The organism is Pseudomonas sp. TWP3-1 (genome assembly GCF_049896625.1).
In the GTDB taxonomy this organism is placed as follows: Bacteria; Pseudomonadota; Gammaproteobacteria; order Pseudomonadales; family Pseudomonadaceae; genus Aquipseudomonas.
In genome coordinates this window covers 226,874-238,342 of sequence record NZ_JAFCUQ010000002.1, presented here as the reverse complement: position 1 = coordinate 238,342, position 11,469 = coordinate 226,874, and the positions used below count along the sequence as shown (strand labels likewise).

The 11,469-nt window shown below is 59.1% G+C and carries 13 protein-coding genes and 1 tRNA gene; 4 read left to right on the top strand and 10 right to left on the bottom strand.

What is annotated here, in order from left to right; genetic code table 11:
* Positions 1-2: 2 nt before the first annotated feature.
* The 10 genes from ACP7BN_RS04260 to ACP7BN_RS04215 form a co-directional block, all read right to left on the bottom strand.
* Positions 3-527 carry a hypothetical protein gene (locus ACP7BN_RS04260; protein ID WP_426201875.1) on the bottom strand — a complete coding sequence of 175 codons (525 nt, stop codon included), beginning with the start codon at positions 525-527 and terminating at the stop codon, positions 3-5.
* Positions 524-742, bottom strand: a complete 219-nt coding sequence (locus ACP7BN_RS04255; RefSeq protein WP_426201873.1) for a hypothetical protein — start codon at positions 740-742, stop codon at positions 524-526. The genes ACP7BN_RS04260 and ACP7BN_RS04255 overlap by 4 nt, the downstream gene beginning before the upstream one ends.
* Before the next feature lie 475 nt (positions 743-1,217).
* The gene (locus ACP7BN_RS04250) at positions 1,218-1,520 is read right to left on the bottom strand and encodes a helix-turn-helix domain-containing protein (protein ID WP_426201872.1); all 303 of its coding nucleotides are present in this window, start codon (positions 1,518-1,520) and stop codon (positions 1,218-1,220) included.
* Complete coding sequence (locus ACP7BN_RS04245; protein WP_426201870.1) at positions 1,521-1,772, bottom strand: helix-turn-helix transcriptional regulator; 252 nt, start codon at positions 1,770-1,772, stop codon at positions 1,521-1,523.
* 143 nt (positions 1,773-1,915) lie between these two features.
* Positions 1,916-2,632, bottom strand: coding sequence for a hypothetical protein (locus ACP7BN_RS04240; protein ID WP_426201868.1), 717 nt, complete (start codon positions 2,630-2,632; stop codon positions 1,916-1,918).
* Positions 2,633-3,841, bottom strand: coding sequence for a tyrosine-type recombinase/integrase (locus ACP7BN_RS04235; RefSeq protein WP_426201866.1), 1,209 nt, complete (start codon positions 3,839-3,841; stop codon positions 2,633-2,635). It abuts the gene before it with no gap.
* 207 nt (positions 3,842-4,048) lie between these two features.
* Positions 4,049-4,124: transfer RNA gene (locus ACP7BN_RS04230), tRNA-Phe, on the bottom strand.
* A 103-nt stretch (positions 4,125-4,227) separates the two neighbouring features.
* On the bottom strand, positions 4,228-4,500 hold the full coding sequence (locus tag ACP7BN_RS04225) for an oxidative damage protection protein (RefSeq protein WP_420646824.1): 273 nt from the start codon (positions 4,498-4,500) through the stop codon (positions 4,228-4,230).
* Positions 4,497-5,564, bottom strand: coding sequence for an A/G-specific adenine glycosylase (gene mutY / locus ACP7BN_RS04220; RefSeq protein ID WP_426201864.1), 1,068 nt, complete (start codon positions 5,562-5,564; stop codon positions 4,497-4,499). The genes ACP7BN_RS04225 and mutY overlap by 4 nt, the downstream gene beginning before the upstream one ends.
* Positions 5,561-7,783, bottom strand: coding sequence for an AsmA family protein (locus ACP7BN_RS04215; RefSeq protein ID WP_426201863.1), 2,223 nt, complete (start codon positions 7,781-7,783; stop codon positions 5,561-5,563). The genes mutY and ACP7BN_RS04215 overlap by 4 nt, the downstream gene beginning before the upstream one ends.
* Before the next feature lie 354 nt (positions 7,784-8,137).
* On the opposite strand from ACP7BN_RS04215, the gene ACP7BN_RS04210 reads away from it, so the two are divergent.
* The 4 genes from ACP7BN_RS04210 to ACP7BN_RS04195 all read left to right on the top strand — a co-directional run bounded on the left by ACP7BN_RS04210 (position 8,138) and on the right by ACP7BN_RS04195 (position 11,462).
* Entirely contained in the window at positions 8,138-9,802 is a 1,665-nt protein-coding gene (locus ACP7BN_RS04210; protein ID WP_426201861.1) for an OFA family MFS transporter, read from the top strand.
* A 167-nt stretch (positions 9,803-9,969) separates the two neighbouring features.
* Positions 9,970-10,563: an imidazoleglycerol-phosphate dehydratase HisB gene (hisB, locus tag ACP7BN_RS04205; protein ID WP_007897437.1), complete on the top strand. Its 594-nt coding sequence runs from the start codon at positions 9,970-9,972 to the stop codon at positions 10,561-10,563.
* Positions 10,563-11,201, top strand: coding sequence for an imidazole glycerol phosphate synthase subunit HisH (gene hisH, locus ACP7BN_RS04200; protein ID WP_426201859.1), 639 nt, complete (start codon positions 10,563-10,565; stop codon positions 11,199-11,201). Before hisB ends, hisH begins: the two co-directional genes overlap by 1 nt.
* Positions 11,202-11,462 (top strand): DUF2164 domain-containing protein, encoded by a 261-nt coding sequence (locus ACP7BN_RS04195; protein WP_426201857.1) that lies wholly within the window; start codon positions 11,202-11,204, stop codon positions 11,460-11,462.
* The last annotated feature ends 7 nt before the right edge of the window (positions 11,463-11,469 follow it).

Genomic DNA, 11,469 nt, shown 5'->3' with positions numbered 1-11,469 from the left:
AATCAGCAATTCACGGGAGTCACCGACGCTGTGCGCTGGCGAGAGTCGGGGCGTGGTCCCTCAGGCAGCCGAAGCTGCGTCGCTAAGTGGCGAACGCGTGATTGTCCAAACAGCATCTGGTTGACCTGTGCCGATTTGTCAGACCACCGCTCATGATCCGGGCCGTTACCAATGCGATTAGTCAGAACCCAATCCGGTAGCTGTCTACGTGCCCGCATTTCGCTGAGCATGGTCCACCATGTCAGATAACGGGTGCGCTCCAACTCAATCAGATCAATGAGACGCTGACACTCATAGGCGCATGGATCGAGGTCGTCTCCCGGTTGGATCTCGTCGACGCCAAACAGGGCCTGATTGACGATGCTTCTATCCAGCAACGACTCCTGATAGTCGGCATCGCTACCAATGCCTTGGGCGTGAACCCACTCAGGCAACTCGTTGGAAATGCGCAACTGATTGAGGACACTCCACCACTGAGATGCGTGTTCTCGTTCGGCGCTTGTCGACGTTGAAAGTTGGCGGCTCATTGGGCGCCTCCTTGCACTGCGATTAGATCGTCGAGAAGTTCAGCCCAGGCCATGGCGGTGTGCTGCGCCATGACGGCAGTGACGCGGGCGACGATGATGGGCGTGGTAGGCGAGGCTATGAGGGCAAGCGCGAGGCTCAGTAGAACGAGGATGTCTTGCACGTCGCTGAGGTCGTCGGCTTGAGGATTGGCGGGCATGAGGATAGGGGCGTTCATACGGCACCCCCATCAGCTTCAAGAGCGCGGGCGATGACCATGCTGACGTTGTAGCGGGAGAGGCGAGTGGAAAGGGAAGAGTTTGCGCGGAGAGCGCTCACGGCCAGGCGGCGGTGAGCAAAGGCGCGGATTTTTGATGGAATGAGGGCGTGTGTCATGGGTGTAGCTCCGTTTACTTCATTGGAGCCACTCCGATCTGCCGCCAAGCAGAGAAGGGTGGCGAGTTGCACAGGATTGGCGGACCGGGGTAAACGGAGCCCGGCGCACCCGAAGGTGCTCCTGCGCAACCCGCCATAACACGAGAATGCGGGCACAAAAAAAGCGCCTGCAATCGTAATGGGGGCGCTGTTGCGCCGTTTACTATTCGACCCGCCAAGGTCGTTGTCAGCAATGTGACAAAGGAAACGATACCGGCGGGCGTGATTGCTGGCAAGAGAAGTTATAGACCATTCATCGCAGGACATTGGGGTAGTCGTCATACAGACACCCCGGCAGGCGGGTTGGTGCTGAGGTAGTAAAGGGCTATGCGTGGATGCTTGCGGCCTTGGTCGTCGGTCAGGTCGAGGCGATGGGTGAGGATCTTGTGGCCGAGAGCGCGCAGCTCGTTGATGCGAGCACCAGGGCGAACGATGTTCAGCTCGCGAATGGCTGTGAAGGTGTCAATCGGGCCGGCTTTCAAGCGCTCCAAAAGGCGAGCACGTTGTGCGGTTCCGCTGGTATTCTCTACGTGAGTATTTTCTTGGCTGGCCTGTTGGTCGGCCATTTTTTTGTCTGTCATTTATGCCGCCTCCCCACGCAGAGCGATCAGGGAGTCGCACCACGCTATAACCTCGGCCTCAATCCAGACGGCAGACTTTGGCCCGAGCATTACCTGTTTAGGGAATCGCCCCGCTGCAATGCGCCGGTAAATCTCGGACGTGGAAAGCGTGGTCAGTGTTTTAACGGCGGCTAGCTTGATAAATCGTACGGGTAGATCATCCGTAATAGCCGGTTGTTCAGATTTGCGAATAAGGTGGGATTGCGTTGCCATCGTCTGCGCCTCCTAGGGCGTTGTTGGTAATCGACGATGGCAATGCTCGTGTTAGGAAGGCCTTACTGACAGTCCGGCGTGCAGCGCACACCGTTCAATTTGCGCAGCAAACAGTACAGTTTGCTGCGCAGGCTGTAGATAGATCAGGACTTGTTTCGATCGTGCGTGGCAATCCAGTCATACACGGTCCGATAGAGGAGCCCGTCACGCTGAGAAATAATTCGGCAAAAGTCGGCGCGGCTTTTGTATTCGCCAGATGTCTTATCCCACTCGGCGAGCAAATCGAGTTTGATTCTGTTGGTCGGAGCGTGACGTTTCGTTGCTCGATCGCGTGCGAGTTCACTCTTTAGCGCGGAGGTAAAGCTCTTTGCATACTGCGTTGCTAATTCCCCGTGAGTTCTTAGTATCAGCTCGTATACTTCGAAGGCTTCTTCGATTTTGCTTTTCCTATAAAGCCAGCATAAAAGGTCATACTGATAAGTCATCAGGCTGATTTTTTCCCAGTAGTCAAAATCTCCAAATGAGGCGTGGATAGAAAGGGTTGTCAGCTTGCTGATCGCCACGTTCGCCGAAGCTCTGCGGCTTGGCATGCTTATCTCGGCAGCCATCGCAATCCGCTCTAGGCTAGCCTCAATGATATCTCCCACTTCGGCCGCCACTTCGGCCGCTGGAAAAACCTTCCAGGCGTCATCAGGACATTGCTCAAACGCTGCGTAGGACAGCTCCTCAAAACAGAAGGAAAGCGTTTCTCCAAATTGGTGCTGAATATTTGACAGGCTTGCGCCCTTGTAGGGTGTGAACTCTTCAATCTGCTCATAGACCTCTTGGAGATTGATGTGCCTGAGGTAATCGCAAGCCATTTATGACGCCCTCTTCAATTGGTTGCTCAAGCGTGTGCTGGCACACAGTGCGTCGATCGAGTCAGCCCATGCCTGCATCATTTCTCGACGCTGCTCGACATAGGCCGCATGGTTGTATGTACCGCGAATCTCGTCACTGTCGCCGTGGGCAAGCTGGCGCTCGATCCAATCCTTGTTGTACCCGCGACCATTTAACTCGGTGCTTAGCAGGTGACGAAAACCATGGCCGGTCTGCCGACCTTCGTAACCAATTACTCGCAGTGCTTTGTTGACGGTGTTCTCGCTCATAGGTCGTTCGGGATTGGCACCAGCAAAGACCAGCGTGTAGCGTCCAGTGATCTCATGGAGCTGGCGCAGGATGGTGACGACCTGGCGGGGCAGCGGGACGATATGAGGGCGGCGGGCTTTCATGCGTTCGGCGGGAATTGTCCAGAGAGCGGCATCCAGGTCGAACTCTGCCCAGGGGGCTTGGCGAAGTTCACCAGGGCGAACGGCCGTCAGCGCCAGTAGGCGAATGGCGTGCCGAGTCAGTAAATGGATATTCGCGGCTTCGCTCTTGGCCAAGAGCTCGGGCAATTCGGCAAAAGTGATGTGTGGGTGATGGCGGGCAGCTTTCGTTGGCGCAGCTACCACGTTGAGGTCGGTGGCCGGATTGACCTCTATGACGCCCTTGGCCAGTCCGTACCGGAATATCTGGTGTAGCCATTGGCGGATCTTGCCTGCGGCATTCAGTGTGCCCCTGGCTTCCACCTTGCGCACCAGCTCCACCAGATCTGGCCGGGTGATTGCTTTTACCGGGCGGGCGCCGATACCCGGAATCAAATCATTCTCCAGATACAGCTTGGCCTTGTAGGTAGTGCTCTCAGCCCACCGGGGAGCATTGTAGGCAAACCACTCTCGCGACAGCGTCTCGAAAGTCAGCCCCTCGACCTTCTGCGCTTGCTTGGCCGTTTTCTTCTGCTCGCCGGGGTCGGTGCCCTCAATCAGTAGCTGGCGCGCTCCATCGCGAAGCTGACGGGCTTTCAGAAGGGTGACCGCAGGGTATGCGCCGAGCGCCAACATCTTCGCGCTGCCGTTGAAGCGGTAACGATAACGCCACAGCTTGGAGCCGGTCGTGGTTACTTCAAGGCATAGGCCATTGGCGTCGGTCAGCCGGTAAAGCTTGTCCTTCGGCTTGGCGGTACGGATGGTGGTATCTGAGAGTGGCACGCAGCCTCCTTGCAGGCCGCACCAGCCGGGCTTTTGCCGCGGAGGTGTGAGTAGATTTGTAGACCGAACTGGATCTACTCACGAATCTACTCATATATGTTTGGGCTTACAAGGGAACGGTAGGGAACCGTAGAAAGCAAAAAGCCCGCACGAGGCGGGCTTCTTGTGTGCTTTCAGGTGTGCTTGGCATCACCTGAAAACGAAAGGTGGTGCCCAGAGACGGAATCGAACCGCCGACACGGGGATTTTCAATCCCCTGCTCTACCGACTGAGCTATCTGGGCAACGGGGCGCATTAAAAGGGTTTTTCGGATTTACGTCAAACACTTTTTTAAAATTTCTTAAATTAATTCCGTCGCTTACGATCCGCCCCCGGATTTCCGGGGGTTATTCTGCTGGCGGCACGTAGCCTTCGGCTTGGGCGTATTCCTCACCGGAGAAGTACTTGTCCATTTCACCCTGGAGAAATTTGCGGTCTTCGGCGTTCATCATGTTCAAACGCTTTTCGTTGATCAGCAGGGTCTGGTGTTTCTGCCAGTCGGCCCAGGCCTTGGCCGAGACGTGTTCGAAAACATCCTGACCCTTGGCGCCCGGGTATGGAGGGCGCTCTAGGCCTGGCAGCTCTTCTTTGTACTTGCGGCACATTACGGTGCGGGTCATGACGATACTCCTGCATTCAAAACGGTGGCCGCGCGTTCGAGCAAGGTTTTGACCGGGGCAGCAAGGCCCAGGCGCGGCGGGGTGGCGAGGTTATACCAGAGCCAGTCGGCCTCGGCCACGTGATCGCCGGCCTCCTGTACCTGAACCAGCCAGGGTTCGATCGACAGCTGGAAATGGCTGAAGGTGTGCACCAGCGTCGGCAGCGCCTGCTGTTCGCGCACTTGCAACGAGTGCTGCACCGCCAGATGCTGCAGGTCGTCGAGATCATCCAGTTCCGGCAGGCTCCACAATCCGCCCCAAAGTCCGGTAGATGGCCGGCGATAAAGCAGAATCGCGCCGTCCGCGTTGGCCAGCATCGGCATCAGCGTGCGTTTCTGCGGGATGGCTTTGCGCGGTTTGGGAATCGGGTAGCGCGTCTCCAGGCCAAGCATGTGCGCTTCGCAGCCCTTTTCCAGCGGACACAGCAGGCAGCTCGGCTTGCTGCGCGTGCACAGTGTCGCGCCGAGATCCATCATCGCCTGGGTGTAGGCGTTGACCCGATCCTGCGGCGTAAAGCGCTCTGCGGTGGCCCACAGCTGCTTGGCAACCTTCGGCTCGCCGGGGTAGCCCTCTTGCGCGGTAAAGCGCGCCAGCACGCGTTTGACGTTGCCGTCGAGGATCGGCGCGCGCAGGCCCATGCTGATGCTGGCAATCGCGCCAGCGGTGGACAGGCCGATGCCCGGTAGCTCGGTGAGCTTTTCGACATCGCGCGGAAACTCGCCGCCGTACTGGCCGACGACAATTTTTGCGGTCTTCTGCAAATTGCGCGCACGGGTGTAGTAACCGAGGCCCGTCCACAGGTGCAGCACTTCGTCTTCCGGCGCTTCGGCCAGCGCTTCGACCGTCGGCAGCGAGGCCATGAAACGGTCGAAATAATTCAGCACGGTGCTGACCTGCGTCTGCTGCAACATGATTTCCGAGACCCACACCCGATACGGGTTGATGCCTTGCTGCCACGGCAAATCGTGGCGGCCGTGGCGGTCGAACCATTCCAGCACCGCCGTTGAAAACTGCTCCGCTCTCATCGCTTGAACAGCCCCTTCAGTGCGTTTTTCAGCTCGGGGCTGACTTTGTCGCCGAGTTTCTCGTCGATCTTCTCGCTCAGCTTGTCGCCCGCCAGTCTGGCCGCGACCTGGCCCATGCGTTCGTTGTCCAGACGGCAGGCCTTGGCGCCGAGTTCCAGTGGGCCACGGCAGCGCAGCGGCCACTCGATGCCGACGTATTTCTCGCCGACCTGACAGGCCGGATCCGGCATGTCGCTCTTGTCGCCTTCGACGACGATGCCGACCCGGTAATCCATGCCCAGCACGCGCAGGTCGATGTCGCCGTCACCATTGACGGTCATGCCCGGAATGCGCACTTTCAGATCCGGATTGCTTGCTACGCCGTTGCGGAACGTCAGGTTGCCCTTGAGTTCCTGGAACGGCGTGTCTTTGCCGCGCGGCTCGCCGCTGAGGGTTTTGCGATTCAGCGTGGCGATGCCTTTGCACAGTTGCTGTTCAAGGTTGGCGTTGAGCAGCACGCCGTTGTTGATCACGAAACTGGCGTTGCCGTTGAGGGTCTCGATCAGCGCCTGCTGGCTGTTGCCGCTACCGGTGAAGCTGCTGGTGAGATTGACCAGACCTTTGACCGGTGGATTCTTGCCCTGGCTTTCGAGGATTTTTTCTACCGGCACCCGGTTGATCCGCGTTTGCAGGTTGAGGATCGGCGCCGCCTGGCGCACGTCCAGCGTGCCTTTGGACTCGAAGTCGCCGTTGTACAACTCGCCGCGCAGGTTCTCCAGGGTCAGCAAACCGCCCTGGCCGTTGGCCTTGAGCACGGCGTTCTGAATCGGCAGTTTGTCGAGGGTCAACTGGCCGAAGCTCAGGTCGGCATTCACGTCGAGTTTGCTCAGACGCTCGACCGGCAACAGGCGTTCGGTGCTCCAGGCGCTTTTGCTCGGTTTGTCCGGCAGTGGCGTGCTGCCGGCTCCGGCCAGCGCGTCGGCTTCGGTGCTGGCGACTTCGGCCTGACGCACTTGCGTGGCGCTATTGGCCTGAGCGGATTTCGGCGGCAGGTAGCGGTCGACGTTGAAAGTGTCAGCCTTGAGAATCGCGCGCAGCGATTGCTTGGCGAAGTCTTCGACGGCGATGCGCCCGCTGAAGCTGCTGTCGTCGAGTTTCAGGTTGATGTTGTCGAACGCCACGCTGGTCGGCGTGGCCGCGACGCGGCTGACCAGCTCGACTTTACTCAGGCTGCCTTCGGCCATGGCCGGCAGTTTCTGGCCGATGCTGTCGACGAATTTTGCCAGATCGAACTGGGCGATGGAGATGCCGCCACTGATCTGCGGTGTCTTGTCGAGGTCGTTGGCTTTCAGTTCGCCCAAGGCGCGCAGCTGATTAACGGATAGCTTGATGCCGGTCCATTCGGCGACGTTCGCGGCTTTATCCAGCAGCATCTGGCCCTGTGCGGCGAAGGTCACGGTTTTGCCTTGCAACGGATCACCGGCGACTTCGCCGCTGAGCTTCAGGTCTTCCAGCTTATAGCGTTGCAGGGCACGCTCGAAGCGCAGCTCGCCAGTGAGTTCGGTGCGTACGCGCAGCACTGGTTGATTGGTGCCGAGGAACGCCGTGGCTTTGATCGGGATGTTGGTCGAATCGTGAACCGGGCCGGTGCTGAGCTGGATGCTTTCGGCGCTGAACTGCTTGCCGGTCAACTCGTCGTTGTATTCAACGCGGGCGTTGTTGACGGTCAGGCTGTCGATGTCGAGCCGGATCGGCTGCGCCGGTTTTTCCACCGCTACAGTGGGCTCACTCGCGGGTTCGCCGGGAGTGGCCGGCGGCGTTGCTCCGGGTTTCACCGGCACCTTGCCGATGTCTTCCCAGTTGCCGTGGCCGGTCTTGTCACGGTTGAGACGCAGATTCAGGCCTTCAACGCGCACATCGCTCATCTGCACTTCGCGGCGCAACAGCGGCAGCACGCGCACTGACAGGCCGAGCATCTGCAGATCGGCAAATGGTTCGGCGGGCTTGGCCAGGGTCGCGACGCTGGCCTCGTGCAGTTCCAGGCCGAGCCACGGGAACAGGCTCCAGCCGATATCGCCATTGAGCGTCAGCTCGATGTGGGCCTTGTCGCGGGCTATCTGGCGGATCTCGTCTTTGTAGTCGTTGGGATCGAAGAGGTGGGTCAGGGCAAAGCCCAGCGCCACAATGATCAGCAACAGCCCGAGAAGTACCAGACCCAGGATTTTGCCGAACGCTTTCATGGGCGAGTCCTTGTAAGTAGTCGAATTCATAATTTAGCCGGGGAGTATAGCGCTGCATCTGCCCGGGCTGCTGAGGCGTCCTGTCACAACCTGCCGAGCCGCGGCACGCAGCGCTTCGACAGCGCATGCCTTGGTGGTTCCCCGCAGGCAGGAGATCAGTTGACTCAAAAAAGGTGATATCAGTTTGGTTTTTCTGTCACCTGCAGATGGTAACCTGCGCCGGTTCGTCCGCCCTTCTGCGACTTTTGGTCGCGCCTCAAGGAGCTTCACCCACTAACACGGTCATGCCTGCGTGCATAAAGACCGGGGGTGAACAGTGGCTGGCGAACCATACTAATAATTGGGGGATACACAATGAGCACGAGCATCACGGCGGACGGCCTCAAAGCCGATCAGCCAGGCTTCCTGTCCAAGGAACGCATCATCGCCAAGCCCGGTTTCAACCGCTGGCTGGTACCACCGGCCGCTCTGGCCATCCACTTGTGCATCGGCATGGCCTACGGCTTCTCGGTGTTCTGGTTGCCGCTATCCAAGGCGCTAGGCGTCACCGCTCCGCAGGCTTGCGCGCCGGACATGAGCTTCATCGCACAAGTGTTTTCGTCGCAATGCGACTGGCCGATCTCCATGCTCGGCTGGATCTACACGCTGTTCTTCATCTTCCTCGGCTGCTCGGCAGCGATCTGGGGCGGCTGGCTTGAACACGCCGGGCCGCGCAAGGCCGGTGTGGTATCGGCATTGTGCTGGTGCGGCGGTCTGCTGATTTCGGCGCTGGGGATTTATACCCACCAGATCTGGCTGATGTGGATCGGCTCGGGCGTGATCGGCGGTATCGGTCTGGGCCTGGGTTACATCTCGCCCGTCTCGACCCTGATCAAGTGGTTCCCGGACAAGCGTGGCATGGCCACCGGCATGGCGATCATGGGCTTCGGTGGTGGCGCGATGGTTGGCGCTCCACTGGCGACCGCACTGATGAGCCATTTCGCTTCGCCGACCGGCGTTGGCGTGTGGCAGAGCTTCGTGGCGATGGCTGCGATCTACTTTGTGTTCATGATCGGTGGTGCTTTGGCCTACCGCGTTCCGCCAACCGGCTGGAAGCCTGAAGGCTGGACTGCTCCGGCGAAGAAAGCCGCGAACGCGATGATCACGCATCGTCACGTGCATGTGAATGTGGCGTGGAAAACCCCGCAATTCCGTCTGGTGTGGCTGGTGCTGTGCCTGAACGTATCCGCTGGTATCGGCATCCTCGGCATGGCGTCGCCACTGTTGCAGGAAGTGTTTGGCGGCAAATTAATCGGGGTTGATCTGCCGTTTGGTCAGCTGGATGCAGGGCAGTTGGCTTCGATCGCTGCGATTGCTGCCGGTTTCACCGGTCTGCTGAGCCTGTTCAACATCGGTGGCCGGTTCTTCTGGGCCTCGTTCTCGGACTACCTGGGCCGGAAAAACACTTACTTTGTGTTCTTCGCGCTGGGCTTTGCGCTGTACGCGTTGATTCCGAACCTCGGTCATCTGGGCAACGTTGCGCTGTTCGTGGCGGCGTTCTGCATCATTCTGTCGATGTACGGCGGTGGTTTCGCGACGGTTCCGGCGTATCTGGCGGACCTGTTCGGTACGCAAATGGTCGGCGCGATTCATGGTCGACTGCTGACTGCGTGGGCTGCGGCCGGTGTGCTCGGTCCAGTGCTGGTCAACTATCTGCGTGAGTATCAGTTGAGCATCGGCGTTGAACGCGCTGCCGCTTACGACATCACTTTGTACATCCTCGCCGGCCTGCTGGTGTTGGGCTTCCTGTGCAACCTGCTGGTACGTCCGGTGGCCGACAAGTACTTCATGACCGACGCCGAACTGGCTGCCGAACAGGCGCTGGGCCACGACAAGGGGGCTGACAGCAGCACCGTACTGGAGTGGAAAGCCGCGCCGGGCAGCAAGCCGTTGGCAATTGCTGCGTGGCTGGTGGTGGGTATTCCGTTGGCGTGGGGTGTGTGGGTGACCCTGCAGAAGACCGCGGTTCTGTTCCACTAAGCGGCGACGAAAGCCGGCATTCGCAATGAATGCTGGCTTGTACGGACATGTACATCGCTGGCGGCAGGGAATTCACTCCGTCAGCGATATCACCTCTCGTGTTTCTGTTTCCCGCCCGCGCCCCTATAATGGCTGCCTTTTTCGCCCAATGATTTGCGGAGCTGGTGATGGCCGAACGTATGGCGTCTGTCGAGCGCGACACTCTGGAAACCCAGATCAAAGCCTCGATCAACCTTGATGGCACCGGAAAGGCCCGATTCGATATCGGTGTTCCTTTTCTCGAGCACATGCTGGACCAGATCGCCCGTCACGGGCTGATCGACCTGGATATTGTCAGCAAGGGCGACCTGCATATCGACGACCACCACACTGTGGAAGACGTCGGCATCACCCTCGGCCAGGCCTTCGCCAAAGCAATCGGCGACAAGAAAGGCATCCGTCGCTACGGCCACGCCTACGTGCCGCTCGATGAAGCGCTGTCGCGTGTGGTGATCGACTTCTCCGGTCGTCCGGGCCTGCAGATGCATGTGCCTTACACCCGCGCCACTGTCGGCGGCTTCGACGTTGACCTGTTCCAGGAATTCTTCCAGGGCTTCGTCAACCACGCGTTGGTCAGCCTGCACATCGACAACCTGCGTGGCACCAACACTCATCACCAGATCGAAACCGTGTTCAAGGCGTTCGGCCGCGCGCTGCGCATGGCCGTCGAACTGGACGACCGTATGGCCGGCCAGATGCCTTCGACCAAAGGCGTTCTGTAATGCAGACGGTCGCGGTTATCGATTACGGCATGGGCAACCTGCACTCGGTGGCCAAGGCCCTCGAGCACGTCGGTGCCGGCAAGGTCTTGATCACCAGCGATGCGAATGTGATTCGTGAAGCCGACCGGGTGGTGTTTCCCGGCGTTGGCGCGATTCGCGATTGCATGGCGGAAATCCGTCGCCTGGGCTTCGATTCGCTGGTGCGTGAAGTCAGCCAGGATCGTCCGTTCCTCGGCATCTGCGTCGGCATGCAAGCCTTGCTCGACAGCAGTGAAGAGAACGACGGCGTCGACTGCATCGGCCTGTTCCCGGGCGCAGTGAAGTTCTTTGGCAAAGACCTGCACGAAGATGGCGAACACCTGAAAGTCCCGCACATGGGCTGGAACGAAGTAAAGCAGACGGTGAGTCACCCGCTGTGGCACAACATTCCGGATCTGGCGCGCTTCTACTTCGTACACAGCTACTACATCGCCGCCGGCAACGCGCGGCAGGTGGTGGGTGGCGGTCATTACGGCGTCGATTTCGCTGCGGCGCTGGCCGAAGGTTCGCGTTTCGCCGTGCAGTTTCACCCGGAGAAGAGCCATACCCATGGCCTGCAACTGTTGCAGAACTTCGCCGCGTGGGACGGTCGCTGGTAAATGGCCGTCAAGAAGAAGCCGCCGATCCTGACCCTCACTCCCGAACAGGAGAACGAGGCCAATCACAAGATCAAACGCTTCATGGAGGATCGCTTCGAGCTGGATCTGGGTTTGTTCGAAGCGGCCGAAATTCTTGAGCTGTTTACCCGCGAAATTGCGCCGCACTATTACAACAGGGCGATTTTCGATGTGCAGACCCACCTCAAGGAGCGGTTTGAAAGCATCGAAAGCGACCTGTGGGCATTAGAGAAGAGCAGTTGAAGCTTCA

Excerpts from the sequence above, each read along its gene's own strand:
- ACP7BN_RS04210 (WP_426201861.1), top strand. The coding sequence starts at position 8,138 with ATGAGCACGAGCATCACGGCGGACGGCCTCAAAGCCGATCAGCCAGGC.
- ACP7BN_RS04255 (WP_426201873.1), bottom strand. The coding sequence starts at position 742 with ATGAACGCCCCTATCCTCATGCCCGCCAATCCTCAAGCCGACGACCTC.
- hisH (WP_426201859.1), top strand. The coding sequence starts at position 10,563 with ATGCAGACGGTCGCGGTTATCGATTACGGCATGGGCAACCTGCACTCG.
- mutY (WP_426201864.1), bottom strand. The coding sequence starts at position 5,564 with ATGAGAGCGGAGCAGTTTTCAACGGCGGTGCTGGAATGGTTCGACCGC.
- ACP7BN_RS04240 (WP_426201868.1), bottom strand. The coding sequence starts at position 2,632 with ATGGCTTGCGATTACCTCAGGCACATCAATCTCCAAGAGGTCTATGAG.
- ACP7BN_RS04195 (WP_426201857.1), top strand. The coding sequence starts at position 11,202 with ATGGCCGTCAAGAAGAAGCCGCCGATCCTGACCCTCACTCCCGAACAG.
- ACP7BN_RS04245 (WP_426201870.1), bottom strand. The coding sequence starts at position 1,772 with ATGGCAACGCAATCCCACCTTATTCGCAAATCTGAACAACCGGCTATT.
- ACP7BN_RS04215 (WP_426201863.1), bottom strand. The coding sequence starts at position 7,783 with ATGAAAGCGTTCGGCAAAATCCTGGGTCTGGTACTTCTCGGGCTGTTG.
- ACP7BN_RS04225 (WP_420646824.1), bottom strand. The coding sequence starts at position 4,500 with ATGACCCGCACCGTAATGTGCCGCAAGTACAAAGAAGAGCTGCCAGGC.
- ACP7BN_RS04250 (WP_426201872.1), bottom strand. The coding sequence starts at position 1,520 with ATGACAGACAAAAAAATGGCCGACCAACAGGCCAGCCAAGAAAATACT.
- ACP7BN_RS04260 (WP_426201875.1), bottom strand. The coding sequence starts at position 527 with ATGAGCCGCCAACTTTCAACGTCGACAAGCGCCGAACGAGAACACGCA.
- hisB (WP_007897437.1), top strand. The coding sequence starts at position 9,970 with ATGGCCGAACGTATGGCGTCTGTCGAGCGCGACACTCTGGAAACCCAG.